Origin of the sequence: Thalassovita mediterranea, from assembly GCA_019448215.1 — a bacterium.
GTDB lineage: Bacteria > Pseudomonadota > Alphaproteobacteria > Caulobacterales > Hyphomonadaceae > Henriciella.
In genome coordinates this window covers 811,685-838,299 of record CP080408.1, presented here as the reverse complement: position 1 = coordinate 838,299, position 26,615 = coordinate 811,685, and the positions used below count along the sequence as shown (strand labels likewise).

Below are 26,615 nucleotides of genomic sequence, written 5' to 3'. Positions count from 1 at the left end.
AACGGGTAAGAGCTGTCTCATCCCAAGCGGGCTTTGCTTCCGTATCGGCGCGGTCTAGGGTTACCGCTTGCTGTTGAGGAAAAGGGGCCTGCCCATGAAAGCCTGGTTTCGGATTGATCTCTGGAAACGCGTAATGATCGGCCTTGCCATTGGCCTCGCGATCGGCGCGGCGGTCCGATACGGCATGATTTCATCCATGGGCACCGAAGATGGCATTGAGCGCTCACGCGAGATCGCTGCGATCTTCAAGCCGCTGGGTGACCTCTTCCTCAACCTGATCCGCATGCTGGTCGTGCCGCTTATCTTCCTGACGCTGGTGTCAGGCGTGCTGGCGCTTGGCGACCCGAAAAAGCTCGGCAGTCTGGGTGGCCGCGCCATCGGCGTTTACATGTTCACCACCCTGGTCGCTGTGACGCTCGGTCTCATCATGGGCACGATCTTCCAGCCGGGGGTCGGCTATGACCTGTCATCGGTCACACCGGAGCAGATCGCCCAGACACAGCAGCGGCTTGAAGGCGGCGGCGCGCTTGAGACGGTTGGCGTCTACGAGTCGATCATGCGCACCATTCTTTCCATCGTGCCGACGAATATCGTCGCGTCGATGGCGGCGGGTGATGTGCTGCCAATCATCTTCTTTGCGATCATGTTCGGCATCGGCATCCTGATGGCGGGTGAGGCTGGCCAACCGGTCGCCAAGGTCTTCGATGCGGGCGCAGAAGCGATCCTGAAGCTGACCCTGATCGTCATGGAGACGGCGCCTTTCGGTGTCGCGGCACTCATGGCTTGGGTGATGGCGGATCAGGGCTTCAGCGTTGTGTCCTCGCTGGCGCTGATGACTGTGGCCCTCTATCTCGCCTGCGCCCTGCACATGCTGCTGACGCATGGTTTTCTCATCAAAGTCATCGGCAAGCTGCCGCTTATCCCCTTCTTCCGCGGGATCACCGATGCGCAGCTCGTTGCGTTTTCGACCTCATCCTCCAGCGCGACGCTTCCAGTGACTTTGAGCGTGGCTGAGAAGAACCTTGGTATCGGAAAGCCTGTGGCGTCCTCTGTCCTGCCGCTTGGCTCCACGATCAATATGGATGGGACTGCGCTCTATCAGGGCCTGATCGCATTGTTCGCGGCGCAGGCGCTCGGCATCGATGTGTCCATCGGCATGTACTTTACCGTCGCAGTCATGGCGACGCTGGTCTCAATCGGCACGGCCGGTATTCCGTCGGTCAGCCTGTTCCTTGCGACGACGACGCTTGCCGTGGTTGGCGCGACGCCTGACCAGATGTTCGTCATCCTCGCGCCGCTCTTTGCCTTTGACCGCCTGCTCGACATGATGCGGACCGTCACGAACATTACGGGCGACCTTGCGGTCTCCACGCTGGTGGCAAAGTGGGAAGGCGAGCTCGATGAGGCCGTCTTCCGCGCCGAAGACAATACGACGGCGGAGATCGACCAGACGATGCTGAACTAGCGGGCTGCTGTCTCGCCCTGACAGCCTGCCAGAACGCGTTTGACCACATCCCCGATGAGGCGGGCATCGACTTCGCGTGCGCTTCCTGCGCGCCATGCAACGCCAATCTGACGACCGATGACGGGGGTCTCGAATGGCCGGATGGTGACATCTGCGCCAGCGGCGACGCCAGCCTCTGATGCGATGCGCGGCACGAGCGAGATGCCAAGTCCGCCAGCGACCATCTGCACGAGTGTGGCCAACGATGTCGCGCCGATATCAGAGCCTGGCCGCGACGGATTGAGGGCGCAGATCGAGACCGCATGATCACGTAGGCAGTGACCATCCTCGAGGAGGAGAAGGTCTTCGCTGGCAAGGTCCTCAGGGCGCAAATGGTCGGCCTTGGACAGTTTGTGGTCCTTGGGGCCAATGAAGAGGAACTCGTCCTCGCCGAGGATTTCAGTTTCGATGCCGGGGGTCGGCCAGGGAAGGGCGATCAGCGCCGCGTCCAGCTGGCGCTTGCGCAGCCCATCTAGCAGCCGATCGGTCTGGTCTTCGCGCAAATAAAGCTTCAGCTCCGGGTGATCGTCGCGGAGCGAGGCGAGCGTGCGCGGCAGGAGATACGGCGCAAGTGTCGGGATGGCACCAAGATGGAATGGGCCACTGAGCGGGGCACCGGCCTGCTGGGCGGCGGTCACAAGATCGGCCGCGCTGGAGATGATGACCCGCGCCCGCTCGACCGCTTCTTCGCCTGCGGCTGTCAGGCTGGCCCCGCGTGCCTCGCGCTCAACCAGCTGCACACCGAGCAGGGTCTCGATTTCCTTGATGGCCGATGACAGGGTCGGCTGGGTGACGTTGCAGACATCGGCAGCGCGCGAGAAGGAGCGTTCATCAGCCAGCGCGCACAGGAACTGGAGCTGTCTCAGGGTTGGTAGCTGCATCTCTTCACACCTCGCCCGGCGGAAATGGGCTGGAACCTGACCGCGTGCAATCTCGTCTTCTCACTTCATCGAAACGCAAGCCCGGCAAAGTGCAGACAAGGCGGGCTTTGCGTTGTACGATAAGACGCGAACGATAACACGTTCAGTCCTAGGCGTTTTGGCCTGCTTGTCTACGCCGGGTGACCGGTACTGAAGGCTTATCATGGAACTTGGTGCACCAGGTTTACATACGGCAATGCTCCGGCTTGAGCCGCTCGATGAGGGCCACCGGACAACGATCCGCACGAGCAATGCAGCCGAGCATATGTGGAGCTCCATGCCGCTGATCGCGACCGGCACCAATATCGACGCCTATATCGACCACTCTCTCAAAATGGCGAAGCTAGGTACCGGTCAGGTCATGGCGGCCGTGCGGGAAGAAGATGACCGCCTGATCGGTCTTTCCGCTTTTCTCAATCCCAACCGGATGAACCGGCGCACGCGTATCGGCTATAACTGGATCCAGCCGGACCTTCGGGGCAGCGAGGTTGTCGATCACATTCAGTACCTCATGCTGAAACGGGCCTATCAGTGGCGGGCGCGGCGGGTCGCGTGGTGGCTGTCGCAGAAGAATGAGCGCGCTATTGCTGCGGTTGAGAAGATCGGCGCAACGCGGGAAGGCGTCCTGCGCCAGCATACGCGCTTTGCCGACGGGAGCTGGGCCGACCTTGTCGTCCTGTCGCTGGTCGGCGACGAGATTCGGGACGCGATGGCGGCGCTGGGCGAGCAGATTGAAACGCGCGCCGCCGACTCCAATACTTGATTTCCACAGCCGCTCGTGGTTTAGCGGCGTCTGAAATTCCAGCGCACAACATGAAGCGCACTTTTCCGGGACCGTATCTGCCCTGCAGATCAGAGCCCGGCGAAGACTCCGCCCGGCGACTTTTCGCTCAGCGGAGGGCTCATGCTTTGCGCGCAACATGATGAGCGCTTACCTGTGAGGTCACAGGCAAGCAGGGAGTAACGCGATGTTTGACGCGCTGACAGACCGCCTAGGCGGTATATTTGACGGACTTACGGGGCGCGGCGCGCTGTCCGAGAAGGACGTGTCCGCTGCGCTGCGCGAGATCCGCGTCGCCTTGCTGGAGGCTGACGTCGCGCTTCCAGTGGTCAAGGACTTCATCGGTAAGGTCAAAGAGCGCGCGGTTGGCGAAGAAGTCATCCGTTCGGTGAAGCCGGGCCAGCAGGTCATCAAGATCGTCCATGACGGTCTTGTCGAGATGCTGGGCGGCGAAGATGCCGAAACCCGCCTTCGCGTCGATAATCCACCATCTGTCATCATGATGGCGGGCCTTCAGGGCTCTGGTAAGACGACGACGACCGCCAAGATCGCCAAGCGCCTTTCAGAGCGCGACAAGAAAAAAGTCCTGCTCGCCTCGCTCGACGTGCGCCGTCCGGCAGCCATGGAGCAGCTTGCTGTTCTGGCAGACCAGCTTGGCGCGAATGTCACCTCGCTCCCGATTGTTCAGGGCCAGATGCCGGCAGAGATTGCCCGGCGCGCCCTTCAGGCGGCCAAGCTTGGTGGCCATGACGTTGTCTTCCTCGATACGGCAGGCCGGACCTCCATCGATGAGCAGATGATGGCTGAGGCGGCCGAGATCGCAAAGATCGCGCAGCCGAAGGAAACTCTCCTTGTTGCGGACGCCCTGACCGGTCAGGACGCTGTCGAAACCGCTCGCCGTTTCCATGAGCGCCTGCCGCTCACCGGTCTTGTGCTGACCCGTATGGACGGTGATGGCCGCGGCGGCGCCGCGCTCTCCATGCGCGCGGTTACGGGTCTTCCGATCAAATTCCTCGGTACGGGCGAAAAGCTCGATGGCCTCGATGCCTTCGACGCCAAGCGCGTGGCGGGCCGCATCCTTGGCCAGGGCGACATTGTCTCCCTCGTTGAGCGCGCCGGCGACCAGCTCGACCAGGAAAAGGCCGAGCGCATGGCCAAGCGGATGCGCAAGGGTGAGTTCGACCTCAATGACCTCGCCGAGCAGCTGAAGCAGATGCAGAAAATGGGCGGTCTTGGCGGCATCATGGGCATGCTGCCGGGTGCCAAGAAGGCCAAACAGGCCATGGCTGCGGCCAATGTTGATGACAATGTCATCAAGCGTCAGGAGGCGATTATCTCCTCCATGACGCGGAAAGAGCGCGAGAAGCCAGCGCTGCTCAACGCGTCCCGCCGCAAGCGTGTTGCTGCGGGTGCCGGCGTCGAAGTGTCCGACGTCAACAAGGTGCTAAAGATGCACCGCCAGATGGCCGACATGATGAAGAAGATGTCGAAGGGCGGCATGAAGGGCATGATGAACGCGCTTGGCGGCGCAGGCGTCAGCCCGAAAGACATCGCCAAGATGGGCCAAGGCGCAGGCATGCCGGGCGGTCTTCCCGGTCTCGGCGGCGGCCAGCTTCCTCCGGGCCTTGGCGGGGGTAAGAAGAAGTGACCTCCCCGCTCGACGATCTCGAACGCCTTCGCGCCAGTATCGACAATATGGATGCGATCCTGCTGCACACGCTGGCAGAGCGCTTCAAGCTGACCCAGCAGGTCGGCGTGCTGAAGGCGCAGAATGACATGCCGCCAGCCGACAAGGCCCGCGAAGCGCGCCAGATCGAGCGGCTCCAGCGCCTTGCGAGCGAAAGCGGCCTCGACCCGGCCTTCGCTGAAAAATTCCTCAATTTCATCGTGGCCGAAGTCATTCGCCACCACGAGAAAATCCGGGGAGGTCAGGAATGATCCTCTCCATCAAGACACGCCAGACCCTTGCCCTCCACAAGCAAGACGACGGCGCAGTGGCCGCTGGTGCAGACCAGCGATCAGCCACGAGCCCTATGCAAAAGAAGCCATAAGACACTTAAGGAGATACACCATGGCTCTGAAAATTCGCCTTTCGCGCGGCGGTTCGAAAAAGCGCCCATTCTACCGGGTTGTTGTTGCTGACGCTCGCGCCCCGCGCGACGGCCGCTACATCGAGAAGCTCGGCACCTATAACCCGCGTCTTCCGAAAGACTCTGAAGAGCGCGTCAGCATCGACGGTGAGAAGGCCGCTGAGTGGATCCGCAAGGGTGCACAGCCGACCGAGCGCGTCGCTCGCTTCCTGAGCCAGATCGAAGTCGACGGTAAGCCAATCGTTGAGTGGAAGCACGGCAACAACCCGAACAAGGGCGAGCCAGGCACCAAGGCGAAAGAGCGCCTTGAAGAGAAAGCCGAGAAAGAAGCTGCCCGCAAGGAAGCTGAAGAAGAAGCAAAGCGCGCGGCTGAAGAAGCCAAGAACGCACCTGCTGAAGAAGAAGCCCCTGCCGAAGCCGAAGCTGAAGAAGCACCGGCTGAAGAGGCTGCTGAAGAAGAGAAAACCAGCTAGTCTTATCGACCAGCGAGTTATTCAGGCCGGGCAGCAATGCCCGGCCTTTTTTTTCCGAACTTTGAAGTCTTTTCCCCTCTCCCTTGGGAGAGGGGGCAGGGGTGAGGGGAAACGCCGTTTCAGCGTTCCCATAGGTCGCAGCGAAGCGGTGATCGCGCATCACTGCAGCGATGTACTTGGTACAAGGCAAGCGCCCCCTCATCCCCGACCCTTCTCCCGAGGGAGAAGGGGGAAGAACGGTCTACATCTGCATCGTCCAGCCTTCGACGCCCATGGCGGCCTGGCGGACGGCTTCGGACATGGTCGGGTGGGCATGGCAGGTGCGGGCGACGTCTTCGGAGGCGGCGCCGAATTCCATGGCGATACAGATCTCGTGGATCATCTCACCGACGCCGACGCCCATCATGTGTGCGCCGAGAATGCGGTCCGTCTTGGCGTCGGCCAGGATTTTCACGAAGCCGGTCGTCTCATGATTGGTGCGGGCGCGTGAGTTGGCCTGGAAGGGGAATTTGCCCTTCTTGTACTCGATGCCCGCCTCTTTCAGTTGGGCTTCGGTCTTGCCGACCCAGGCGATTTCCGGATTGGTGTAAACGACGCTTGGGACGAGGTCATAGTCGACATGGCCGGCCTTGCCCGCGATGAGCTCTGCGACAGCAGCGCCGTCATCTTCGGCCTTGTGGGCTAGCATAGGCCCGTGGATGCAGTCGCCGATCGCCCAGACGCCGTCTGTGACCTTGAAGTGGTCGGTCGTTTCGATGACGCCGCGCTTGTCGGTCTTGCCGCCCACAGCTTCGAGGCCAAGGCCTTCAGTGTAGGGACGGCGGCCAACGGCGACGATGATCGCATTGGCTTCGAGGGTTTCCTGATCGCCGCCTGCAGCAGGCTCCATGAAGAGTTTCACATGACCGTCGATACGCTCAACGCCGGTGACCTTCTGGCCGAGGCGGAACTCAAGGCCCTGCTTCTTGAATGTGCGCTGGGCTTCCTTGGCGATTTCATCATCGGCGCCAGGCATGATGCGGTCGAGATATTCAACGACGGTGACGCTGGCGCCAAGGCGCGACCAGACGGAGCCAAGCTCCAGCCCGATAATGCCAGCACCGATCACGATCAGCTTCTCTGGCACTTCTTTCAGGGCAATGGCGCCTTCATTGGTGACGACGCGCTCTTCGTCGATCTCGATGTTCGGCAGGGAGGAGGGCACAGAGCCGGTCGCGATCACGATGTTCTTCGTGTTCAGCGTCTTCTGCTCGCCATCCTCGCCGTCGACTTCGACAATGCCTTTTTCCTTGATGCGGCCAAAGCCTTTGACGTAGTCGACCTTGTTCTTCTTCATCAGGAACTCGATGCCCTGGGTGAGGCCGTTCACTGCGTCGGTCTTCTGGCTCATCATCTGGTTCAGATCGAGCTCGAGCCCGCTCATCTTGATGCCGAGACCTGCAAAGTCGTTCTTGGCGGCTGCGAACAGCTCAGAGCCGTGCAGCAGGGCCTTGGACGGGATGCAGCCAACATTCAGGCAGGTGCCGCCAAGCACGCCGCGCTTGTCGATAATAGCGGTCTTCAGGCCAAGCTGGCCGCAGCGGATCGCGCAATTATAGCCGCCCGGGCCACCGCCGATGATGACTACGTCGTAAGTGTCTGACATGGAATTTTGCCTGTGAGTCTGAACAAGGTTTGCTTGCCCGCGAACCTAAGCACTGGTGGGGCGAAATCAATGCGGCCTCAGCGCAAGGCTCACTTGCGCGGACAGAAAAGCAGGACACCGCAGATAACGAGCAGGAATGGCGCAAGGATCGCCTCATCCGCCCACACAGTATAGTCGGCGCCGAGCGAGATCATGGCGCCGGTCATCAGGGCGAAGACGAGTGCGCCGGCGCAGAATACCCAGACTGCGCCGCGAATAGCGCCGAGAGCGAGCAGACCGCCTATGATCAGCAGTGAGGTTGCGACCACGCGCAGCAGGGAAACAGGCGGGTTCAGAAGCTCTGTTGCAAGGTCACTGCCGAGCGAGATCTGGCGCATGATGGGGGTGATGGTTTCCCAGAGCATCCAGGCTGAAACAGCCGCCCCGGCAAGTCCGGCAATCCGTCTGACCAGCATGATCTTCCTCCCCGAAGCCTGCTTTCCTGTCACATAGCGGGCAGGTCGGGCAACGCCAAGGGCGGCAGTAGATCAATTTGGCGGTAGGTAGCTAGAGACGCCCCTGACGGGCGAGCATGCGTCGGCCATCTGCAGCGAATTGCGCCCGCTGGCGTGCAATGGCAGCAGGGACCGGGCCACGGCGGCGCTTGGGCGCGGCTTCCTGTTTCGCGGGGGCGTTTCGCTGCGCCATCAGTTGCTCAAATTGTTCGCGGGAGAGATGCACGCCTTGCTCGCCGTCCGCCGTAACAATGCGCGGGCCGTCATTGCGCTCATCTTCGAGCAGGAGGGCAGCGAGGCCCAGCATGACAAGAATGAGCGCGCCGCCGACCAGAACGCCTTGCAGGCCGCTTGGGTCCATCCACCATGGGCCGGAGAAATGCAGCATGAGAAGGCTGGGCGAGACCGCTGCGCAGCCCATTCCGTACCAGAGAAGGCTGCCCTGACGGCGGGCCAGCGACGCAGCCGCGGCATAGAAGCAGAGCGAGCCAAGAAAATAGGGCGCGCCGTACACAAAGCCGAGCTCACGCCAGTTCACGTTCTCCAGTCCAAGAGAAGGGTCTGGGTGAAAGAACATCACCAGCACCATCATGATGCTGGGCCACCTGATTGCCGTCAGACAGGCGAAGGCAAAGAAGATCGCAACAAGCGCAATCAGGAAAGAGATGAGGCGGCGTGACATGATGCCATGACTAACCCGGGCGCAATTGATGCTGCATGAATTTAGCGTTCGAATTGGCGACAGGTTCGAAAGCTTCTCTTCACAATTTCCGGCGTGCCACTCGTCATTGCGCCGGTGCGTCTCATATCTGCTGGCATGACCGAACAGACATCTTTCCCGCGCAAGACCGTTTTCCTGCTGACGGCGACAGGCGCCATCCCCTTTGTGGGCCTTGCGATCGCCATGGCCTTTTTGGACGCGCCGACCAATTCGACCGCGGCGCTTTGGCTGCAGACCTATAGCGCTGTCATCCTGTCATTTTTGGGTGGCATCAGATGGGGGCTGGGTCTGGCAAGCCGCGACCCAAAACCCGGCACATTTGTGCTGTCCGTCTGTCCGTCGCTCGCGGGCTGGGCAATCCTTCCGCCAGCGATCATCCTTGCGCCGGGGCCGATCTGGTTTCTCGCCTATGCCGGGCTGTTTGCGCTGCAGCTCATCTGGGACCTTCGCTCAAGCGAGGTGCCGTCCAGCTTCAAGCCGCTGCGTCTTGGTGTCAGCCTGGTTGTTATCGCGTCGCTGATTGGCGCGTGGGCCGTGCAGGCTTACCTGTTCTAGGCAGGCTCCAGCTCACCATAGCTGCTTGGGAAGGCAAGACCCGCGGCCACAAAGCTGATCGCAGCAAGACCGACCGAGACGAGCGCATTCCAGCCAGCCATGGAAAGGCCGAGCATGCGCCATGGCGCGTCCGTACAGGAGGCGACGGCCGTGCGGTCATTGAGGCCATCGAGCGAGAGCCCCATGACGTCTACCGCTTCGCCTGTGCAGCCTGACGGGGCTGGCCACCAGCTCCACTCCACGCCGGCATGATATGCGGCGACAACTGCGCCCGTCGTGAAGACGAGGCCGAGCATCACGTTGAACGCAACGAGGAAGCGGCGATTGTTTCGGATGTTCCAGAGGATGACGCCTGTCACCGCCATGGCTGCGGCAGCCCAGTAGACCTCGCGCTGACGCAGGCAGAGCTGGCAAGGCAGCAGGAAAGCGAGGCGCTCAAACGCGTGCGCCGTCGCCAGCATGACAAGCGAGATCACCAATGCGATGACCGGCCAGCGCCAGGTGCGAAGGAGTGGGGAAAGAGCCGCGTCCATAATCTGTGCCGTTCGCCAGAGGGTCTTGTGCGTCTCGCAGAATGGAGACCTGTGCAAGAGCCTGCAATGCGACATCGCGCGCAGATGCAGTTGCCTAGGTTCTAGCCGCTAACGGTTCGCACGCCCAGCGCAACGAGCGCAATGAGGGTCGCGATCCATGCCGTGCCGATAATCGAGCCCAGAATAACGAGGATGCCATCGCGCGCCATCAGGCCGAAAGCGACAATGGCAACGCCAATGCCTGGCACGGTGTTGGTCGATGGCAGCGGCACGAGGATGGATGCGCAGAAGAAGACCAGAAAGAAGCCGATCACCCGCTCACCGACAGGCGCCATCAGGAAAGTCAGGCGCGGGCGGGCAATCTTTTCCAGCCAGCCGAACCATTTGCGCCCGCCATTTGCCGTGCGGGTCAGGCCCTTCTTGTCGATCTTCCGGCTCGCGAACTTCTCTGGCAGCCAGGGCTCGCGCCGGCCTATCGCCATCTGCGCGGCCAGTACCATCATGGGCAGCGACACGATCTGTGGCACGCCATAGAGAAACGGAATGCAGCAGGGCAGGGCGAGGATAAAGAGCGCCGCCCCGAAGGCGCGCTCATGCAGCCGGTCAAAGATCTCACGAAGCGAAAAGCCGTCTTCCGGCGCCTCTTGGGCCATCGACTCGATAGATTGCAGGAAAGTCCGGGGGGAAAGCTCTTGCGTCATGTGGCGGCTGTTAGCGCGCTTTGACGCACTGGTCGAGATGATTGACGCCGCGAGGACCATGAGGCAGAGCGATGCACGCAATCCAGCCCGGCCCCGGTGGTGGAATTGGTAGACGCGGCGGACTCAAAATCCGCTTCTGGCAACAGAGTGCCGGTTCAAGTCCGGCCCGGGGCACCATTCATTTCGGGTGATCGAAGATCAAAAATCAGTCCAGTGGACTGATTTTATGAAATGAATGCCCCGGCAGGGGCGCTTTGGTTCTGACCCCGTATCGGCGCTACGCGCCTCACATGGGTCGCGCTCAGGGCTGTGCTCGGTCGCGCCAGCGATCAATCGATCCGGTGGATCGATTTAAGGCGGAGAATGCGGCGGCAGCCGCCGATTCAGTGGACTGATTTTACGAAATGAATGCCCCGGCAGGGGCTTTTTTGTTTGGCTCCGTATCGGCGCTGTGCGCCTCACATGAGCCGGGCTCAAGGCTGCTAGACTGCCGCTAAAGCGTGCGACCTCAATTCCCATTTCCTCCCACTCTGCATGCACTACCTCCCCTCCCATCTCAGAAGGGAGCCGCACATGTCAGCTGTCATCATTGGAGCCACGGGCGGTATTGGCCGAGCACTGGTCGAGGAGCTGCATGCGCGCGGCTGGTTTCAGTCGATCCACGCCCTGTCGCGTTCCGCGGGCGGCGACTGGCCGGACGGTGTCACGCCGGGCGAAATCGATATTCTAGACGAGGAAAGTATCGAAGCGGCCGCCGCGCGCGTGAAAGAGGATGGGCCGGTCGAGCTTTGTATTATCGCGGCAGGCATCCTGTCGGACGGCGACGCGCTGCAGCCGGAGAAGAGCTGGCGCCATCAGTCGATGGAGGCCTATGAGCGCGTCTTCCGCCTCAACACCTTCGGGCCGGGCCTCGTCGCCAAGCACTTCCTGCCATTGATGCCGCGCGGCGAGCGGGCTGTCTTTGCAGCGCTTTCTGCGCGGGTCGGGTCTATTGGCGACAATGGCTTTGGTGGCTGGCATGCCTACCGCGCCTCGAAAGCCGCGCTCAACATGCTGATCCGCAACTTCGCCATTGAGTGGACCCGCAAGTCCGAAGAGAGCATCTGCGTCGGGCTTCATCCGGGCACGGTGGACACCGGCCTCTCGAAGCCTTTTCAGGGCAATGTGCCCGACAAGCAGCTTTTCACCCCGCAACAGTCTGCGGGATATCTGCTCGACGTGATCGGCAAGCTGACGCCCGCCGATACGGGCAAGGTCTTCGACTGGCAGGGTGAGCTGATAGAGCCCTGACGGGGCTGGTGGTCGCTACCGGATAGGTGTGTTTTCGAGCACGGAGCGGGCATTGTAGGCCTGCGGCGTATCCGGGCGCGGACCGCGGCCGATCAGGATTTCGATGCTCTCGGTCGTCTTCTGGCTGGTTCCGCCAAGCGGAACGCCAATGCCGACGCCAACACCCACCCCGGAGCCATAACGGCCAGACGAGCTGCCACCGCCAATGGAGAGTGAGGATCGCGGGCGGCTGCTCTCATCGCTGTCGATGTAGCCGCCAACGATGCGGAACCAGTCGGCATTATTCTCGACTGTCACTTCTGCGGCGCGGCGCAGCACGTAGCTGCGCGCTTCTTCTGGTGAGAGGGCCGTGTAGCTGACGCGGTAGCGGTCAGACTCAATCGGCTGGACGGTAAAGCCTTGCGCGCTCGCTGATGTCGCCGGGCCATAAGGCTGGGCCGTGGTGCACGCGCCCAGAAGAAGTGCTGCCATGCCGGCTGCAAGATAGGTCTTTTTCATGCGGGATCCTGCCTTTCGGTGGGCCAGTCTAGCGTGGGCCCTGACAGAATGAACGCTCTGAGAAGCGAAAGTTCCTCGGCGCGTGCTGTAGAGCTAGTGTTTTGGTTTGTCGGATGTGTTGCGCCCGAAGTTGACGTCGGACGTATCCTGCCCGGCATCAATGATGGCCTTGCGGATGCCGCGGGCGCGTTCAAACTCTTTCATCAGCGTTTCGCCATCACCCCAGCGGATAGCCCGCTGCAGGGCGGCAAGGTCCTCGCTAAAGCGGCCGAGCGTCTCGAGCACGGCTTCGCGGTTGTTCAGGAAGACGTCGCGCCACATGGTCGGGTCAGATGCCGCGATCCGCGTAAAGTCGCGAAAACCGCCTGCGGAATATTTCACCACCTCGCCTTCGCCGACGCTCTCCATGTCATAGGCGGTCGAGACGATATTGTAGGCGATAAGGTGCGGCAGGTGAGAGGTAATGGCGAGGACGCGGTCATGGCGGCCTGCCTCCATGATCTCTACCTTCGACCCCAGCATTTCCCAGAAGGCGGCTAGGCGGTCGAGCGCGGAGTTATAGGCTTCTTCCTGCTGCGGAAGCGGGGTCAGGATGTACCAGGCATTCTTGAACAGGGTTGAGAACCCGGCTTCCGGGCCGGACTTCTCGGTACCTGCGATCGGGTGGCCCGGAATGAGATGAACCCCCTCAGGGCAGTGCGCCTGCATGGCGGCGAGTGCCTTTTCCTTTACCGAACCGACATCGGTCAGGATGGCGCCGGGCTTCAGCGAAGGCGCGAGTGCCTCGCAGGCTGCTTCAATCGCGCCAACGGGGACGCAGAGAATAACGCAGTCAGCATCGCTGCAGGCGGCGGCTGGCGTGTCGCACACCTCGCCAAGGCCGAGCTGGCCGGCGCGGCGGCGCACGTCTTCATTGGCGTCATAGATCGCGATCTTGTCGGCCGCGCCATTCTCGCGTGCAGCCAGGGCGATCGAGGACCCGATCAGCCCGGCCCCGATAATGGCAATCCGGTCAAAAACGGGTCTGATCATCGCCTAGCTGGCCTTCGCGAAGTCGTTGAAGGCGGCCAGCACATCATCATTGGCTTCCGTCGTGCCGATCGAAAGGCGCATGCAATGGGCGAGGCCGTAAGCCTTCATGTCGCGGATCACGATGCCCTTGGAGCGCAGGAAGACGTCGGCTTCCTCGGCGCGCTTCTCGCTTCCGAAATCGATGAGCAGGAAGTTCGCGACGCTCGGGAAGACCTTGAAGCCCATCTCTTCGAGGGCGGGCTTCAGGCGATCCAGTTCGCCATTATTGTGAGCGAGGGATTTGGCGACGAAGGCATCGTCATTCAGTGCGGCAAGGCAGGCGGCCTGCGCCACCGACGTCACGTTGAACGGCCCGCGTACACGGTGCACCGCATCGATGATGCTTTCCGGCCCATAGGCCCAACCGAGGCGGAGGCCTGCAAGACCGTGGATCTTGGAGAAGGTGCGAGTCATCAGCACATTTGGATAATCGCGCGCCATTTCCATGCCGTCGTCATAATCGTCCTGCTGGACGTACTCGGCATAGGCGCCATCGAGGACCAGAAGGATGTCCTCGCGCAGGCCCGCGTGCAGGCGTTTGACTTCGCTATAGGGAATGTAGCTGCCGGTTGGATTGTTCGGGTTGGCCAAGAAGACGATCTTCGTCTTGTCGGTCACGCGCTCCAGCATGGCATCAACGTCGGTGCGCAAATCCTTTTCAGGCGCGCTGATCAGTTTGGCGCCAGCTTGCTGGGCCACGAGGCTGTAGACGAGGAAGCCATGTGCCGATTGCAGCACTTCGTCGCCAGGCTGCAGATAGGCACGGCCAAGCAGCTGGAAAATCTCGTCAGAGCCTGCACCGCAGACGATGTGGTCCGGATCGATGTCATATTTCGCACCAATCGCCTGACGCAGTGCGAAAGCAGAGCCATCCGGATAAAGCTCAAGATGCTGGGCCGCCTTGGTCAGGGCTTCGACGGCCTTGTCGCTGCAGCCAAGTGGGTTCTCGTTTGACGATAGCTTCCAGCCATGGTCGAGCTTCTGGCCACCTTTGTACGGGGTGATCGCGAGAATGTTCGAAAGTGGCTTTGGCCCGGTCATGAGACTGCTCCCTGTTTCAAGCTGATCCTCGTGGCCAAGGATGGGCTGAAAATCAAGTGAGAGCCTGTGAATGACCGGGCCTAAAGGGTTGCAGTATCAGCTTTTAAGAAAGGCGAGCAGGTCGTCCGCCAGCTGATCGGCGTGCGTTGCGGTCAGGCCGTGCGGCGCGCCGTCATACTCCTTGAGCTCGGAATTCTTGGCGAGTTTCGCCGCCTGCCGGCCCGTGGCGTCGAGAGGAACAGTCTGGTCGCCCGTGCCGTGCACCACCAGCAGCGGAACGTCCATCGCGTCAAAGTCGGGGCGAAGATCGGTCTTGCCAAATGCATCTACGCAATCGAGCGTCGCCTTCGGAGAGGCGAGCATGGCCATCTGCCACGACCAGTGCAGTACTTCATCTGATACGCCGCCAGCTTCGGTGCCGTTTCCGTAGAAGTCCTTGAAGAAGCCTGCGAGGAATTGCTGACGGTCCTTGCGAAGTTCTGATTTCATGCCTTCGAATACATCAGCGGGTGCACCGTCCGGATTGTCGTCCGTCTGCAGCATGAACGGCGCGATCGAAGAGATGAGCGCCGCCTGTTTGATGCCCTTGCCGTCGTGGCGTGACATGTACCGGCAGACTTCGCCGCCTGCCATGGAGAAACCGGCGAGCGTTGCATCTTTCAGCCCCAGCTCTTTGATGATGGCGGCAAGGTCGTCTGACATTGTGTCGTAGTTGTAGCCGCTCCATGGCTGTTCGGAGCGGCCGAAGCCGCGGCGGTCATAGAAAATGACCCGGTAACCGGATTCAGCCAGCTTAACGGCCTGGTATTCCCAGCTGTCTGCGTTGAGTGGCCAGCCATGGATCAGGATAACAGGGCGGCCTTCGCCCCAGTCCTTTACATAAATGTCGGTTTGGTCGGCGCCCTTAATATACGGCATGAATACCTCTTCTTTCTGATTGGATCCTCTCAGTGGCAACGTGCGCATGGGGACGCTGTTCCTGCTTGTGCCGCGCTCGCCCCGCCAATCATGCTTGACAGGGGCGCATCCTGCCGACACCTCAAGCGCCATGCCGGACAACGCCCCGCCCCAGACCAGCGCCCTTCGCGTGCTCTCCCTGCCAGAGCCGCTGAAGCTCGATTGCGGTGAGACGCTGGATCATGTCGAGATCGCCTATGAAAGCTGGGGCGAGCCGAATGCGGACCGCTCCAATGTGATCCTGATCTGCCACGCGCTGACGGGAGATCAGTTCGCGGCGTCGAAGAACCCGGTCACAGGCAGGCCTGCCTGGTGGCCACGCGTCATCGGTCCGGGCCTCGCCATTGATACGGACCGCTATTACGTCATCGCGACCAATGTCTTGGGCGGCTGTATGGGCACAACGGGGCCGGCCTCAAAAGCGCCGGACGGCAAGCCCTATGGCACGCGCTTTCCGGTCATCACGATTGGCGACATGGTGCGCGCCCAGCGCGCCTTTATTGCCGCGCTCGGTATCGACAGCCTGTTCTCGGTGATTGGCGGCTCCATGGGCGGCATGCAGGCACTGGAATGGGCTGCGCAGGCGCCGGAGCAGGTGTTTACCTCTGTGCCTATCGCCACGTCAGCCCGTCATTCCGCCCAGAATATCGCCTTCTATGAGGTCGGGCGTCAGGCCATCATGGCGGACCCGGACTGGTGCGAGGGCAATTATCTCGCGGACGCCAAGCGCCCGTCGCGTGGGCTCGCCATCGCCCGCATGGCGGCGCACATCACCTATGTTTCCGAGAGCGCGCTTAAGCGGAAATTCGACCGCGGCCTGCAGGACCGCGAGAAGACCAGCTTCAGTTTCGACGCAGATTTTCAGGTCGAATCCTATCTGCGCTATCAGGGCCATTCCTTCGTCGACCGGTTCGATGCCAACTCATATCTCTATGTGACGCGCGCCATGGACTATTTCGACCTGTCGTCGCGCAGTGAGGGACGGCTGGCGGATGTTTTCAGGGACACGCCAGTCCGCTTTTGCGTCTTCTCGTTCTCGTCCGATTGGCATTATCCGCCAGAGGCAAACCGCGAGATTACCCGCGCCCTGATCGCGGCAGGCGCTGAGGTCAGCTATCTCGATATCCAGTCAGACAAGGGCCACGACGCCTTCCTGCTGGAAGAGCCGATCTATGAAAAAGCGCTAGCTGGTTTCCTGTCGGCGAGCGCTGAGTTGAGGGGCATCTAGTGGTTGAGCAACGGACAGTTCGCCCGGACCATGAGGCCATTGCTGGGCGCGTGCGCCAGGGCGCGCGCGTGCTGGACGTTGGCTGCGGCGACGGCGCGCTTCTCGATCTTCTGAAGTCGACGCGCGGTGTCGATGCGCGCGGACTCGAGCTTTCGAGTGAGACCGCAGGCATTGCACTTGCGCGCGGTCTGTCTGTCATTCAGGGCGACGCCGACAGCGATCTTGAGCTCTTCCCTGATGACAGCTTCGACGTCGCGATCCTGTCCCAGGCTGTCCAGCAGATGCGCCGCCCAGCCCGCGTGCTGGGCGAGCTTGCTCGAATCGCGCCCGAAGTGATCGTATCGTTCCGCAATTACGGTCTATGGAGCCGCCGCCTGACCCTCATCCGTCAGGGACGGATGCCTGCGCCGGGTCTCGCGCATGAAGAAGGTGTACTGCTGCCAGTTACGGCGCTCGACATGATCGAGCTTGCAGGCCGCCTTGGCCTTACCTGCGTTGCGATGGCGCCTGTGCGCGGCAGCGCGGTTGGCGAGTTCCGCAACAAGGGGCTGGGGCGCCTCAACTGGGGCGCCGACGAGGTTATCCTGCACCTGAAGCGGATATGAAAAACCGGCAGACACGTTCTGTGCTGCCGGTCGTTCAACAAGGATTGGGAGGCAAGCGCTAGCCGCTGAGCGCCTGTTCGTTTTTCTCGCCAGTGCGGATGCGCGTCACGCTATCGAGGCCGGAAACGAAGATCTTGCCGTCGCCGATCGTGCCGGTGTTTGCCGCGCTGATGACAGCTTCGACCAGACGGTCGACGTCGCCGCTCGCGCAGGCCACTTCGACTTTGACCTTTGGCAGGAGGCGGACTTCGTACTCAGCGCCGCGATAGACTTCGGTCTTGCCTTGCTGGCGACCGTAGCCCCGCACTTCGGAGACTGTCAGACCGGCAACGCCAGCTTCGCTCAGCGCGTCGATAACGGCGTCGAGCCTGCTTGGTTTGAAGATCGCGGTAATAAGTTTCATGGCCCCAGAGCCTCCCATTGTTCAACATTGATGATGAAAGCGTGACGTGACTGGCCGGTCAACGTGAGAAATTTCGACTTTCTGGCCGTCGGAACGCGCTGCCTCATTTCTAGGCAACTGTGCCACACCTTTGCGCCCGGTTGCCAGCCCTGTCACCGGGGCAGCGGCCCCGCCGCCGGGTTTTGCGTAGAGGTGCTTGATCGCCTCAACCATGACAGCGCCGCCAAGGCCGGGCACAGCAAGACTGCCAAAATTCTCAAATCCATCAGCGGCATGGGTCAGGAAACGCCAGTTGACGGGCGGCAGGTGCAGCGCTGTCGTACTGGCCGTGACCTGAAAGAGATGATCGTTCAGCCACTGGATCAGCTGCCGGCGTGTCCAGGGGCGGCCATGCCCGAAAGGTGTGCCTTCGCTGAGCGACCAGAGGCCCTTGCGGTTCGCCACAATGATCAGCGCGCGGCCTTCGGGCGTTAGTACGCGCCACGCTTCGCGCATGACGGCGCGGGGGCTTTCGGCTTCTTCGACGGCATGCAGCAGGATGACCCGGTCGAATGAACCATCAGCAAAGGGCAGCCGGTCTTCTTCTGAAATACACGCGGAAACGCCCCGGTCAGTGCCAGCCCAGTAACTCGCAGCACCAAGATGCGGGGTTACCGCGACGGCGGACTTTGCCGTCAGCGACAGTCCTGCGAGCAGCGGATGGGCATATCCCATGCCAAGAACAGTCTGGTTTGCGCAGTCGCCCCAGAGATCATTCAGCCGCCGCAGCAACAGATAGCAGGCCGTCTCCCCGAGGCTGGAGGCGTAGAAATTCTCAAGATCGCTCGCGCGCTGTCTCATACAGGCCTTGTTTCACAATCTGCCTTTGGTCTTAAATGGGGGCATGATCGAAATTCACCAGTTTCCATGCCTGAAAGACAATTACGGCTTTCTTGCGCACGACACCAAATCCGGCATGACCGTGGCTATCGACACGCCGGATGGAGAGAAATACCTCGCCGAGGCCGAGAGCCTTGGCTGGACCATTGACGAGATCTGGAACACGCACTGGCATCCAGATCATGCCGGCGGCAATGAGCTGATCAAGAAAGCGACCGGCTGCCGCATCCTTGGCCCGGCAGGTGAGGCGGAAAAGATCCCCGGCATCGACCAGCCCCTGGCCGGCGGCGACAAGGCTAGTCTCGGTGACATGGAAGTCGTGATCGTTGACGTGCCCGGCCACACGCTCGGCCACATTGCCTATCATATCCCTGAAGCGCGGACCGCCTTTGTCGGTGATGCGCTCTTCGCGCTCGGTTGTGGGCGCGTCTTTGAGGGCGATGCGAAGATGATGTGGGCGAGCCTGTCGCGCCTCAAATTGCTTCCGGCCGAGACCGTCATCTATTGCGCGCATGAGTATACGCAGGCCAATGCCCGCTTTGCGCTCAGCGTTGATCCGTCCAACCCGGCGCTGACTTCCTATGCGCAGGAAGTCGAGATGAAGCGCCAGCGCGGTGAATGGACTGTGCCGACCGTCCTCTCGCGAGAGCTTGAGGCCAATCCGTTCCTGCGGGCAGACGATGCCGCGCTGCAGGCCGCCATGGGCCATGCAGGCGACCCTGTCGCGACCTTTGCGGAAATCCGCGCGCGCAAGGACAGTTTCTGACCATGTCGGCGCTGTCCGGCGACCTTGGCGCCAATGAGATCATCCGTCTTCTCGGCCTGAAGCCGCACCCTGAAGGCGGCCACTATGCAGAGATGTACCGCTCTGAAGGCGAGGGGCGCGCTGCGTGCACCACGATCTATTACCTGCTGCAGGCGGACGAAGTTTCGGCCTGGCACCGCGTCGATGCAGACGAGGTCTGGGCCTGGCATGCGGGCGGCCCGCTAGCGCTGACGCTGTCCCCGCCGGACGGCGTCGGTGCGACACCTCACAAGCTCGGCCCTGACCTTCGCGCAGGCCAGCGCCCGCAACTCGTTGTGCCGAAGGATCACTGGCAGACTGCCGAAACGCTCGGCGCGTGGACGCTGGTCAGTTGTTTTGTCGCGCCGGGCTTCGACTTTGCAGGCTTCGAAATGGCACCGGAGAACTGGCGCCCGAAGGTCTAGGCCTCACCCCGCCGTCAGGCCGCCATCCAGAACTAGCTCGGCGCCGTGCATATAGCTGCTCTCGTCGGAGGCAAGGAACAGCATGCCGTTGACGATTTCCTGAATGGTGCCAGTACGACCAAAGGGAACAGCTTCGCTCGTCATGCCAGCAAGCGTTGCCTCGCGCGGCATATTGCTCGACGTGCTCTCTTCGGTGCCGATCAGCGTGTCCCAGATCGCGGTGGAGATGATGCCCGGATGGATTGAATTGACGCGGATGCCGTCCTTGGCTTCGGCGCACTCCAGCGCGACAGATTTGGTAAAGCTCTTCACCGCGGCCTTTGTCGCGCAATAGCAGGAGAAGTTCGCCGTTGAGCGGATGCCGGCCACCGATGAGACATTGATGATGTTGCCGCTGCCCGCTTCACGCATCAGCGGCAGGGCATGCTTCACGCCAAGAAAGACGCCGTCGACATTTACCGCCATCATCTTGCGCCAGAGGTCGAGGTCCATCTCATGGACGAGCCCCGTCATGCCGATACCCGCATTGTTGATGAGGACATCCAGCTTGCCGTGATTGGATCGCACAGAGGCGATGACGTCGATCCAGGCGTCTTCGCTCGTCACGTCATGTTCGATGAAGCTCGCCTTGCCGCCAGAGCCCTCGATCTCGGCGACGAGCGCCTTGCTAGCCTCTGCCTCAATGTCGGTGGCGACGATGGTCGCGCCTTCTTCTGCAAAGCTCAGCGCCGCCTGACGGCCAATGCCCTTCGCCGCACCCGTGATACAGACCACGCGGCCTTCGAACCTGTTTGCCATACTGCTTCTCCCTCAAATGCCGCGTTTCATGAGGCGGCTTTGAGAGGAGACTGCTCCGCTAATGCGGCGCGCCGCAAGTCTGACGCAGCGGTAGTCGATGCTGCCAATTTCGGGCGTCACCCTCGACCGCGGAACGCGGTCTGAGGGTCCAGCACCTGCCATTCCTGCATGCGCCAGGTGCGGGCGATCCGAGATGGGCTCCCAGATGAGCTGACGCTCATCGGGAGTGACGCCCCATTCAGGCCGCCGAATGGATCAAGCCGGAAAACCACCCGCCTTGCTCAAGCTGGAACTCACCTCATGGCCGAGCACCGTTTCCAGCCATTTCGCGGTCTCGATCAGCTTGCCGAGGTCGAGGCCTGTCTCGAACCCTGCGCGCTCCAGCATGTAGACGACATCTTCGGTGGCGACATTGCCAGTCGCCGCCGGTGCGAATGGACAGCCGCCAATCCCGCCGCAGCTTGCATCAATGACATCGACACCGGCATCGACGGCAGCCGCCACATTGGCAAGCGCCGCGCCGCGCGTGTCGTGGAAGTGCATGCGCAGGAAGACGTCCGGCGCTTCCATGCTGACCCGTTCGATCAGTGACCTCACCTGCCAGGGCGTTGCGACCCCGATCGTGTCGCCAAGGGCAAGCTCGCCAACGCCAGCGCGTTGCGCGCGGGCCGCGAGGTTGCCGACGACCAGCGGGTCGACTTCGCCGTCATAGGGGTCACCGAAAGCCACGGAGATGGTGGCTGAAAGCGGAATGCCTGCCTCATGGATGAGCGGCGCGCACTGCATTAGCATGTCGGCGCTTTCAGACGGGCTCATGCCCTGATTGCGCTTGCCAAAGCCTTCACCGGCGACCAGCACGAAATTGATCTCGTCGGCTTTCGCGTCGATGGCGCGGCGAACGCCTTTCTCATTGAGGGCAAGCGCGATGTGACGGGTTGGCTTCGACCGGTCCAGGCCAGCAAAGACCTCTGTCGAATCCGCCATTTTGGGGACGGCTTTTGGCGAGACGAAGCTGCCCGACTCCATACGCCTGACGCCAGCCTCTTCCAGCCGGGCGATGAATTCGAGCTTTTGCTGCGTGGTCAGATTGCCGGGATCGTTCTGCAGGCCGTCGCGTGGGCCGACCTCAACTATATCGATACGTCTTGTCATGAGGTGGTTCTAGAGCGCATGGAGGGGACATGACAGATCAAAAATCACCCCTTGCCGGCCTTCGCGTGATCGAGCTTGGCCAGCTGATCGCCGGACCGTTCTGTGCGCAGCTGCTCGGCGACTTTGGTGCGGAGGTCATCAAGATCGAGGCCCCCGACGCGCCGGACCCGGCGCGCGGTTGGGGCGCGGCAAAGAAGGACGGCCACAGCCTCTTCTGGCCGATCATTGCCCGCAACAAAAAATCCCTGACGCTGAACCTGCGCGAACCGGAAGGCCAGGCACTCTTGAAGCAGCTTTCCGCGACCGCTGACGTGCTGGTCGAGAACTTCCGACCCGGTACGCTGGAGCGCTGGGGGCTTGGCCCGGATGTCCTCCACGCGCTCAATCCGCGCCTCGTGATCGCGCGCATCTCTGGTTATGGTCAGACGGGCCCTGAGAGCGCCAAGGCAGGCTATGCCAGTGTCGGCGAGGCCAAGGGTGGCCTCCGCTACATGATCGGCGAGCCGGACCGCCTGCCAGCGCGCGCCGGTGTCTCTCTCGGCGATACGATGACAGGCACATTTGCGGCGCTCGGCACGATGATGGCGCTGTTCGCGCGAGAGCGGACGGGCAGGGGGCAAGTCGTCGATGCGGCGATCTATGAAAGCGTGATGGCCTTCATTGAAAGCATCATTCCCGAATACGCCTTGGCCGGCCAGATAAGAGAGCGGACGGGCCCCATCCTGCCACGGGTCGCCCCGTCGGGGGTCTATCCCTGCGCAGATGGCATGGTCATCATCGGTGCCAATCAGGACACGCTGTTCAAGCGGCTTGCGGGGATGATCGGCGCCGACTGGGCCGATGATCCGCGGTTTGCCACCCATGATGGGCGCGGTGACAATCAGCATGAGCTTGATGAAAAAATTGCGGCCTGGACGGGTGAGCGCACCGTCGATGATGTTCTCTCTCAGTGCGAGGCGAACGGCGTCCCGTGCGGACCGGTGAACACTGCGCGCGAGATGCTGGAGGATGCCCACATCAAGGCGCGCGAGGCCATCATCAGGGTCGCGCACCCAATGCTGGGCGAAGTTCCGATGCAAGGTGTCTTCCCCAAACTCTCCGATACGCCGGGCAAGGTAGACCATGCCGGTCCGGCGCTTGGTGCCGATACGGCCAGCATCCTGACGTCCATCGGCGTCGACGTATCCGAGCAGGCGCGCCTGCGCGAAAAAGGAATTATCTGATGACGGACTTCCAACCTCCGCTTTCCGGCTCTGCGCAGGACGAAGCAAAGGAGCTGCGGCCCAAATTCAATTCCGATGGCCTCATCCCCGCCGTGGCGCAGGATAGCGCGACAGGCGACGTGCTGATGATGGCCTGGATGAATGAGGAGGCGCTGCGCCAGACCATCGAGACAGGCGAAGCGACGTATTTCTCCCGCTCGCGCGGCAAGCTGTGGCGCAAGGGGGAGACCTCCGGCAATACGCAGACCGTGAACGACATTCTCATCGATTGTGATCAGGATACGATCCTCCTGAAAGTGACCCAGAAGGGGCCTGCATGTCACACTGACCGGAAATCTTGCTTCTATCGCACGGTCACTTCCGGCGGCGCGCTATCTTTCGCTGAATAGCCCGGCTAGATTGGCGACAGGGCTGATCTCAGGGGACTTCGATCAATGAAAATACTGCCACTCGTTTCACTCGGCGCGCTCGCACTGGCGATGAGCGCCTGTTCTCCGACAGAGGCACCGGCGGATGAGACCGCGCCGCCCGCTCCGGCCGAAGGCGACGTATCCGGCGACATGGACACGGCTGCTGGCGAAACGCCTGCCTACACGATGGCATCCGAACCGGCTGAAGAGCTGCAGCTGATCAAGCTCGATTGCGGCACGATCTACGTCTCCGATCTCAACATCTTCTCGGTCGAAGGCGATTATGCGGGTCAGACGGACACCTTCACCGATACGTGCTGGCTAGTCCGCCACCCGGACGGCGACCTGCTCTGGGATCTCGGTCTTCCGGGTGAACTGGTTGAGGCCGGAGAGCAGACACAGGACGTTTTCACCGTATCGCTTGAGAAGACGATTTCCGACCAGCTCATCGAAATGGGCCTTGGCATGTCGGACGTGGAAATGGTTGCCATCTCGCACAGCCATTTCGATCATGTCGGTCAGGCAGGTGATATCGACCCGTCCACGACATGGCTCGTCAATGAAACCGAATACGGCTTCATGTTCCCGGATGCTGGCGCGGAAAGCGAAGCTGAGGGCCAGTCAGAGAGCCAGTTCCCGGCCTTTGAAGGCCTGACGCGCGAGACGATTGGCGACAATCACGACGTTTTCGGCGATGGCTCTGTGATCATCATGGAAACGCCGGGTCACACGCCGGGCCATTCCTCACTTCTGGTGAACCTGCCGGAAACCGGGCCTGTCTTCCTGACCGGTGACCTCTATCACCGCGAAGAAAGCCGCGAGGGTGAGCGCGTGCCAGCCTTCAACACCGATGTTGAACAGACGCGCGCCTCCATGGCCGAGTTCGAAGCCCGCGCCGCAGAGCTTGGGGCCCGTGTGATCATCCAGCACGAACCAGCCGACACGAACGATCTTCCAGACGTGATGCGGTAATTGCCAGACTGGTGCAGGAGGACGCTCTATTCGGCGTCCTCGGCATCAAGGTCCAGCAGGTTTTTCAGGATCTCAATCTGCCGGTCGAAAGCAGGCGTGCCCGGGGCGACGAGCTCGACATGGCCGCCGGGAACCTCGACATATTCCGCGCTGTCACCGGCCTCAGCCGCTTTCGCGGTATAGCCCTGCCCAAGCTCCGGCGGCGCGATCCGGTCGCGCGTGCCATTCACGCTGACCTGCGGGACGCCGAGCGGTAGCAGCACAGCTGGTGAGGTGTCGGAGAAGACGTCAGCACGGGTATCTGAAGGCGCTCCGGTCAGCACGTCCATAATGTCGGCGAGGCAGCCTGACTGCGTGACGGGGGCAGAGGCTTCGAGGTCAGCGAGCCCGCCGACATTCACCACAGCTTTCGGTACGAAGGGGGCCTCGTTAAAGAGCGGGCTATTCTCAGAGATGTTGGGCCGCGCCGCTGCCCAGAGGGCGAGGTGTCCGCCAGCCGAGTGGCCCGTCGCGACGACATTGGACGTATTGAGCCCGAGCGCTGGGCCTTGCTCTACCAAGGCATCCACGGCCCGTGCCACATCCAGGAATGTCCCCGGATAACCGCCGCCAGCCTCATCGACGCCGCGATACTCAATGTTCCAGACGGCCATGCCTTCATCGCGCAGGGCGCTTGCGGCATAGTTCATCAGCGTCCGGTCCGCGATTTCCTTCTGCCAGCAGCCGCCATGGATCATCAGGACCGTCGGGAAGGGCCCTTCGCCCTCTGGTAGCCAGACATCCACGAGGTCAGTTGCGCCGGGACCTGTTGTCACAGTCATATCAGGCTGCGGGGCCGGGCGGCCCAAGAGGTCGCCCCAGTTCATCAGTGCATCTTCTGCCATCGCGGCCTCTGCAGTGTCTGTTGCAGCACCGTCGCCTGCGACAGTCGGCCCTGTCTCAGCTGAGTGTGTTTCGCCGGCGCAAGCGGCGAGCAGGAGCGCAGCTGCGCAAAGCTGGGATTGAATACGCAAAGGCTTGCTCCAACAGCTGAATCTCCATTGATCTGCCCGCCAAGCCGCGCAATGGCAAGAGAACCGAATGCGCCCATAAGGGTTAATGAGCTGATGATCTATAATTGCCCCTCCAGCCGCGATAGCGCCATTGCCATCGACCGGCACGATATCCTCGCCCATGCGCGCGAGGCTTTCGACCTGGAGGGCGGCCTCATCTATCTCGTCGGTCATTCGCTCGGCCCGGCCACGCACAATGCGCTCGATGCGCTCAACCAGTCAGCCAAGTATGACTGGCGCCGGGGGCTGGTGCGCTCATGGAATAGCGCAGGCTGGTTCACCCTGGCCAAGACGACAGGTGCGCAGCTCGCGCGCCTTGTCGGTGCACGCCAGCAGGAAGTCATGATCGCTGACAGCGTTTCGGCGAATATCTTCAAGCTTGCCTCGGCGGCGCTTTCGGCGGGCCTCTCAGCATCCACCACCCTCATCATCGAGGAAGACGAGTTTCCGACCGACCAGTACATCACCGAAGCCCTGTCGACGCTTCAGGGCGCGGATTTCCGGCGGGTCGAGGCGGGCACGGGCATCGCGGCAATGCAGGAAACGGGCGGCATCCTGATCCGCAGCCTCGTGAACTACCGCAATGCCGAGCGCCGCGACATGGCCGCTGAGGAGAAGCTGGCGAGTAAAGTGGGCGGTCTCATCATCTGGGACCTTAGCCACGCGACAGGCGTCATTGAGGTCGCGCTCAACAAGGCCGGCGCCAAGCTCGGCACGGGTTGCACCTATAAATACCTCAATGGTGGGCCGGGTGCGCCGTCATTCCTCTATGTCGAAAAAGACCTGATCGAGAAACTCGAAAGCCCGATGCCGGGCTGGATGGGGCATGCGAGCCCCTTCACTTTCGACCCGGAATACACCCCGGCTGGCGACATTACCCGCTTTGCCAATGGTACCCCACCCATCCTGTCCCTTGCGGCGCTTTCGGGCGCGCTGGAAGCATTCGAAGCGCTGGATATTTCGCTCGTGGCTGCCAAGGCGCGGGTGTTGGGTGATCTTGTGACCACACGGGCGCGCGACATCGGCCTGACGGTCGGCTCGCCGATCCAGGGCAAGGATCGCGGCGGCCATGTCAGCTTCAGCCACCCACATGCGCACGAGATTGTCCGCGCGCTCGCGGCCCGAAATATTCTCGCTGATTTCCGCGCGCCCGACACGATCCGCTTCGGCCTCTCGCCGCTCTTCCTGCGCTTCATCGACGTCTGGGACGCAATGGATGCGCTGGCGGAAATCCTGGAGACCGAGAGCTGGGACAAGGAAGAATACCGCGAACGCGCTGCCGTCACTTAAGGCAGCTCGACGTAGCAAATACCTCAGATTTCGCGCGATAAATTGGCGTCCCCGACAGGATTCGAACCTGTGACCTACAGATTAGGAATCTGTTGCTCTATCCTGCTGAGCTACGAGGAC

The 26,615-nt window shown here is 61.7% G+C and carries 30 protein-coding genes and 2 tRNA genes; 16 read left to right on the top strand and 16 right to left on the bottom strand.

The genetic code is table 11. The features are described from left to right. Positions 1–94: 94 nt before the first annotated feature. Positions 95–1,465 carry a dicarboxylate/amino acid:cation symporter gene (locus tag KUV46_04015; GenBank protein QYJ01566.1) on the top strand — a complete coding sequence of 457 codons (1,371 nt, stop codon included), beginning with the start codon at positions 95–97 and terminating at the stop codon, positions 1,463–1,465. Here KUV46_04015 and KUV46_04010 read toward each other — a convergent pair. Further along, positions 1,462–2,385, bottom strand: a complete 924-nt coding sequence (locus tag KUV46_04010) for a hydrogen peroxide-inducible genes activator (protein ID QYJ01565.1) — start codon at positions 2,383–2,385, stop codon at positions 1,462–1,464. The genes KUV46_04015 and KUV46_04010 overlap by 4 nt on opposite strands. Positions 2,386–2,587: 202 nt before the next feature. Here KUV46_04010 and KUV46_04005 point away from each other — a divergent pair, with 202 nt between their 5' ends. The 4 genes from KUV46_04005 to rpsP all read left to right on the top strand — a co-directional run bounded on the left by KUV46_04005 (position 2,588) and on the right by rpsP (position 5,768). Further along, on the top strand, positions 2,588–3,187 hold the full coding sequence (locus tag KUV46_04005; protein QYJ01564.1) for a GNAT family N-acetyltransferase: 600 nt from the start codon (positions 2,588–2,590) through the stop codon (positions 3,185–3,187). A 205-nt stretch (positions 3,188–3,392) separates the two neighbouring features. Beyond that, positions 3,393–4,853, top strand: a complete 1,461-nt coding sequence (gene ffh / locus KUV46_04000) for a signal recognition particle protein (GenBank protein QYJ01563.1) — start codon at positions 3,393–3,395, stop codon at positions 4,851–4,853. A gap of 47 nt (positions 4,854–4,900) precedes the next feature. Continuing rightward, complete coding sequence (locus KUV46_03995) at positions 4,901–5,143, top strand: chorismate mutase (GenBank protein ID QYJ02342.1); 243 nt, start codon at positions 4,901–4,903, stop codon at positions 5,141–5,143. 133 nt (positions 5,144–5,276) lie between these two features. Continuing rightward, positions 5,277–5,768 (top strand): 30S ribosomal protein S16, encoded by a 492-nt coding sequence (gene rpsP / locus KUV46_03990; GenBank protein ID QYJ01562.1) that lies wholly within the window; start codon positions 5,277–5,279, stop codon positions 5,766–5,768. A gap of 241 nt (positions 5,769–6,009) precedes the next feature. Here the strand turns inward: rpsP and lpdA are convergent, their stop codons facing one another. The 3 genes from lpdA to KUV46_03975 all read right to left on the bottom strand — a co-directional run bounded on the left by lpdA (position 6,010) and on the right by KUV46_03975 (position 8,589). Further along, the gene (gene lpdA, locus KUV46_03985; GenBank protein ID QYJ01561.1) at positions 6,010–7,413 is read right to left on the bottom strand and encodes a dihydrolipoyl dehydrogenase; all 1,404 of its coding nucleotides are present in this window, start codon (positions 7,411–7,413) and stop codon (positions 6,010–6,012) included. An 89-nt stretch (positions 7,414–7,502) separates the two neighbouring features. After that, complete coding sequence (locus tag KUV46_03980; GenBank protein ID QYJ01560.1) at positions 7,503–7,868, bottom strand: hypothetical protein; 366 nt, start codon at positions 7,866–7,868, stop codon at positions 7,503–7,505. A 91-nt stretch (positions 7,869–7,959) separates the two neighbouring features. Beyond that, on the bottom strand, positions 7,960–8,589 hold the full coding sequence (locus KUV46_03975; protein ID QYJ01559.1) for a hypothetical protein: 630 nt from the start codon (positions 8,587–8,589) through the stop codon (positions 7,960–7,962). A gap of 135 nt (positions 8,590–8,724) precedes the next feature. Here KUV46_03975 and KUV46_03970 point away from each other — a divergent pair, with 135 nt between their 5' ends. Continuing rightward, on the top strand, positions 8,725–9,183 hold the full coding sequence (locus KUV46_03970) for a DUF3429 domain-containing protein (protein QYJ01558.1): 459 nt from the start codon (positions 8,725–8,727) through the stop codon (positions 9,181–9,183). On the opposite strand, the gene KUV46_03965 is transcribed toward KUV46_03970, so the two are convergent. Together KUV46_03965 and KUV46_03960 are read right to left on the bottom strand one after the other, a co-directional pair. Further along, positions 9,180–9,716: a disulfide bond formation protein B gene (locus KUV46_03965; GenBank protein QYJ01557.1), complete on the bottom strand. Its 537-nt coding sequence runs from the start codon at positions 9,714–9,716 to the stop codon at positions 9,180–9,182. The genes KUV46_03970 and KUV46_03965 overlap by 4 nt on opposite strands. A gap of 101 nt (positions 9,717–9,817) precedes the next feature. Next, positions 9,818–10,417 carry an exopolysaccharide biosynthesis protein gene (locus KUV46_03960; protein QYJ01556.1) on the bottom strand — a complete coding sequence of 200 codons (600 nt, stop codon included), beginning with the start codon at positions 10,415–10,417 and terminating at the stop codon, positions 9,818–9,820. Positions 10,418–10,507: 90 nt separating this feature from the next. Here KUV46_03960 and KUV46_03955 point away from each other — a divergent pair. After that, positions 10,508–10,594: transfer RNA gene (locus KUV46_03955), tRNA-Leu, on the top strand. Between the two features lie 396 nt (positions 10,595–10,990). Then, a complete protein-coding gene (locus KUV46_03950; GenBank protein ID QYJ01555.1) occupies positions 10,991–11,707 on the top strand; it encodes an SDR family NAD(P)-dependent oxidoreductase in 717 nt (238 codons plus the stop codon). A 15-nt stretch (positions 11,708–11,722) separates the two neighbouring features. On the opposite strand, the gene KUV46_03945 is transcribed toward KUV46_03950, so the two are convergent. The 4 genes from KUV46_03945 to KUV46_03930 all read right to left on the bottom strand — a co-directional run bounded on the left by KUV46_03945 (position 11,723) and on the right by KUV46_03930 (position 15,235). Beyond that, entirely contained in the window at positions 11,723–12,205 is a 483-nt protein-coding gene (locus KUV46_03945; protein ID QYJ01554.1) for a hypothetical protein, read from the bottom strand. A gap of 93 nt (positions 12,206–12,298) precedes the next feature. Further along, positions 12,299–13,237, bottom strand: coding sequence for a prephenate/arogenate dehydrogenase family protein (locus KUV46_03940; GenBank protein ID QYJ01553.1), 939 nt, complete (start codon positions 13,235–13,237; stop codon positions 12,299–12,301). A 3-nt stretch (positions 13,238–13,240) separates the two neighbouring features. Further along, positions 13,241–14,317, bottom strand: coding sequence for a histidinol-phosphate transaminase (gene hisC / locus KUV46_03935; protein ID QYJ01552.1), 1,077 nt, complete (start codon positions 14,315–14,317; stop codon positions 13,241–13,243). A gap of 96 nt (positions 14,318–14,413) precedes the next feature. Continuing rightward, entirely contained in the window at positions 14,414–15,235 is an 822-nt protein-coding gene (locus KUV46_03930; GenBank protein QYJ01551.1) for an alpha/beta hydrolase, read from the bottom strand. 130 nt (positions 15,236–15,365) lie between these two features. Between KUV46_03930 and KUV46_03925 the strand changes: the two genes are divergently transcribed. Then, complete coding sequence (locus KUV46_03925; GenBank protein QYJ01550.1) at positions 15,366–16,502, top strand: homoserine O-acetyltransferase; 1,137 nt, start codon at positions 15,366–15,368, stop codon at positions 16,500–16,502. Then, positions 16,502–17,107 (top strand): methionine biosynthesis protein MetW, encoded by a 606-nt coding sequence (locus KUV46_03920; protein ID QYJ01549.1) that lies wholly within the window; start codon positions 16,502–16,504, stop codon positions 17,105–17,107. Before KUV46_03925 ends, KUV46_03920 begins: the two co-directional genes overlap by 1 nt. A 58-nt stretch (positions 17,108–17,165) precedes the next feature. Here the strand turns inward: KUV46_03920 and KUV46_03915 are convergent, their stop codons facing one another. Beyond that, positions 17,166–17,510: a P-II family nitrogen regulator gene (locus tag KUV46_03915; GenBank protein ID QYJ01548.1), complete on the bottom strand. Its 345-nt coding sequence runs from the start codon at positions 17,508–17,510 to the stop codon at positions 17,166–17,168. Between the two features lie 21 nt (positions 17,511–17,531). After that, positions 17,532–18,350 carry a class I SAM-dependent methyltransferase gene (locus KUV46_03910; protein QYJ01547.1) on the bottom strand — a complete coding sequence of 273 codons (819 nt, stop codon included), beginning with the start codon at positions 18,348–18,350 and terminating at the stop codon, positions 17,532–17,534. 43 nt (positions 18,351–18,393) lie between these two features. On the opposite strand from KUV46_03910, the gene gloB reads away from it, so the two are divergent. Next, on the top strand, positions 18,394–19,155 hold the full coding sequence (gene gloB / locus KUV46_03905; GenBank protein ID QYJ01546.1) for a hydroxyacylglutathione hydrolase: 762 nt from the start codon (positions 18,394–18,396) through the stop codon (positions 19,153–19,155). Positions 19,156–19,157: 2 nt separating this feature from the next. Further along, positions 19,158–19,598 (top strand): cupin domain-containing protein, encoded by a 441-nt coding sequence (locus KUV46_03900; protein QYJ01545.1) that lies wholly within the window; start codon positions 19,158–19,160, stop codon positions 19,596–19,598. A gap of 3 nt (positions 19,599–19,601) precedes the next feature. Here KUV46_03900 and KUV46_03895 read toward each other — a convergent pair whose 3' ends face one another. Both KUV46_03895 and KUV46_03890 read right to left on the bottom strand, forming a co-directional pair. Further along, the gene (locus tag KUV46_03895; protein QYJ01544.1) at positions 19,602–20,396 is read right to left on the bottom strand and encodes a glucose 1-dehydrogenase; all 795 of its coding nucleotides are present in this window, start codon (positions 20,394–20,396) and stop codon (positions 19,602–19,604) included. A gap of 255 nt (positions 20,397–20,651) precedes the next feature. Further along, a complete protein-coding gene (locus KUV46_03890) occupies positions 20,652–21,548 on the bottom strand; it encodes a hydroxymethylglutaryl-CoA lyase (protein QYJ01543.1) in 897 nt (298 codons plus the stop codon). Between the two features lie 29 nt (positions 21,549–21,577). Between KUV46_03890 and KUV46_03885 the strand changes: the two genes are divergently transcribed. From KUV46_03885 to KUV46_03875, 3 genes are read left to right on the top strand one after another with little or no spacing between them, the layout of a single operon-like run. Continuing rightward, positions 21,578–22,771, top strand: coding sequence for a CoA transferase (locus tag KUV46_03885; GenBank protein QYJ01542.1), 1,194 nt, complete (start codon positions 21,578–21,580; stop codon positions 22,769–22,771). Beyond that, the gene (hisI, locus tag KUV46_03880) at positions 22,771–23,160 is read left to right on the top strand and encodes a phosphoribosyl-AMP cyclohydrolase (GenBank protein ID QYJ01541.1); all 390 of its coding nucleotides are present in this window, start codon (positions 22,771–22,773) and stop codon (positions 23,158–23,160) included. The genes KUV46_03885 and hisI overlap by 1 nt, the downstream gene beginning before the upstream one ends. 45 nt (positions 23,161–23,205) lie before the next feature. After that, a complete protein-coding gene (locus KUV46_03875; protein QYJ01540.1) occupies positions 23,206–24,153 on the top strand; it encodes an N-acyl homoserine lactonase family protein in 948 nt (315 codons plus the stop codon). Positions 24,154–24,179: 26 nt separating this feature from the next. Here the strand turns inward: KUV46_03875 and KUV46_03870 are convergent, their stop codons facing one another. Continuing rightward, on the bottom strand, positions 24,180–25,166 hold the full coding sequence (locus KUV46_03870) for an alpha/beta hydrolase (protein ID QYJ01539.1): 987 nt from the start codon (positions 25,164–25,166) through the stop codon (positions 24,180–24,182). A 51-nt stretch (positions 25,167–25,217) separates the two neighbouring features. Between KUV46_03870 and KUV46_03865 the strand changes: the two genes are divergently transcribed. Further along, on the top strand, positions 25,218–26,495 hold the full coding sequence (locus tag KUV46_03865) for an aminotransferase class V-fold PLP-dependent enzyme (protein QYJ01538.1): 1,278 nt from the start codon (positions 25,218–25,220) through the stop codon (positions 26,493–26,495). A gap of 43 nt (positions 26,496–26,538) precedes the next feature. Here the strand turns inward: KUV46_03865 and KUV46_03860 are convergent. Further along, a tRNA-Arg gene (locus tag KUV46_03860) sits at positions 26,539–26,615 on the bottom strand.

Coding starts and splice junctions, on each gene's coding strand:
- KUV46_04015 (QYJ01566.1), top strand. CDS start 95: ATGAAAGCCTGGTTTCGGATTGATCTCTGGAAACGCGTAATGATCGGC.
- KUV46_04010 (QYJ01565.1), bottom strand. CDS start 2,385: ATGCAGCTACCAACCCTGAGACAGCTCCAGTTCCTGTGCGCGCTGGCT.
- KUV46_04005 (QYJ01564.1), top strand. CDS start 2,588: ATGGAACTTGGTGCACCAGGTTTACATACGGCAATGCTCCGGCTTGAG.
- ffh (QYJ01563.1), top strand. CDS start 3,393: ATGTTTGACGCGCTGACAGACCGCCTAGGCGGTATATTTGACGGACTT.
- KUV46_03995 (QYJ02342.1), top strand. CDS start 4,901: ATGGATGCGATCCTGCTGCACACGCTGGCAGAGCGCTTCAAGCTGACC.
- rpsP (QYJ01562.1), top strand. CDS start 5,277: ATGGCTCTGAAAATTCGCCTTTCGCGCGGCGGTTCGAAAAAGCGCCCA.
- lpdA (QYJ01561.1), bottom strand. CDS start 7,413: ATGTCAGACACTTACGACGTAGTCATCATCGGCGGTGGCCCGGGCGGC.
- KUV46_03980 (QYJ01560.1), bottom strand. CDS start 7,868: ATGCTGGTCAGACGGATTGCCGGACTTGCCGGGGCGGCTGTTTCAGCC.
- KUV46_03975 (QYJ01559.1), bottom strand. CDS start 8,589: ATGTCACGCCGCCTCATCTCTTTCCTGATTGCGCTTGTTGCGATCTTC.
- KUV46_03970 (QYJ01558.1), top strand. CDS start 8,725: ATGACCGAACAGACATCTTTCCCGCGCAAGACCGTTTTCCTGCTGACG.
- KUV46_03965 (QYJ01557.1), bottom strand. CDS start 9,716: ATGGACGCGGCTCTTTCCCCACTCCTTCGCACCTGGCGCTGGCCGGTC.
- KUV46_03960 (QYJ01556.1), bottom strand. CDS start 10,417: ATGACGCAAGAGCTTTCCCCCCGGACTTTCCTGCAATCTATCGAGTCG.
- KUV46_03950 (QYJ01555.1), top strand. CDS start 10,991: ATGTCAGCTGTCATCATTGGAGCCACGGGCGGTATTGGCCGAGCACTG.
- KUV46_03945 (QYJ01554.1), bottom strand. CDS start 12,205: ATGAAAAAGACCTATCTTGCAGCCGGCATGGCAGCACTTCTTCTGGGC.
- KUV46_03940 (QYJ01553.1), bottom strand. CDS start 13,237: ATGATCAGACCCGTTTTTGACCGGATTGCCATTATCGGGGCCGGGCTG.
- hisC (QYJ01552.1), bottom strand. CDS start 14,317: ATGACCGGGCCAAAGCCACTTTCGAACATTCTCGCGATCACCCCGTAC.
- KUV46_03930 (QYJ01551.1), bottom strand. CDS start 15,235: ATGCCGTATATTAAGGGCGCCGACCAAACCGACATTTATGTAAAGGAC.
- KUV46_03925 (QYJ01550.1), top strand. CDS start 15,366: ATGCCGGACAACGCCCCGCCCCAGACCAGCGCCCTTCGCGTGCTCTCC.
- KUV46_03915 (QYJ01548.1), bottom strand. CDS start 17,510: ATGAAACTTATTACCGCGATCTTCAAACCAAGCAGGCTCGACGCCGTT.
- KUV46_03910 (QYJ01547.1), bottom strand. CDS start 18,350: ATGAGACAGCGCGCGAGCGATCTTGAGAATTTCTACGCCTCCAGCCTC.
- gloB (QYJ01546.1), top strand. CDS start 18,394: ATGATCGAAATTCACCAGTTTCCATGCCTGAAAGACAATTACGGCTTT.
- KUV46_03900 (QYJ01545.1), top strand. CDS start 19,158: ATGTCGGCGCTGTCCGGCGACCTTGGCGCCAATGAGATCATCCGTCTT.
- KUV46_03895 (QYJ01544.1), bottom strand. CDS start 20,396: ATGGCAAACAGGTTCGAAGGCCGCGTGGTCTGTATCACGGGTGCGGCG.
- KUV46_03890 (QYJ01543.1), bottom strand. CDS start 21,548: ATGACAAGACGTATCGATATAGTTGAGGTCGGCCCACGCGACGGCCTG.
- KUV46_03885 (QYJ01542.1), top strand. CDS start 21,578: ATGACAGATCAAAAATCACCCCTTGCCGGCCTTCGCGTGATCGAGCTT.
- hisI (QYJ01541.1), top strand. CDS start 22,771: ATGACGGACTTCCAACCTCCGCTTTCCGGCTCTGCGCAGGACGAAGCA.
- KUV46_03875 (QYJ01540.1), top strand. CDS start 23,206: ATGAAAATACTGCCACTCGTTTCACTCGGCGCGCTCGCACTGGCGATG.
- KUV46_03865 (QYJ01538.1), top strand. CDS start 25,218: ATGGCAAGAGAACCGAATGCGCCCATAAGGGTTAATGAGCTGATGATC.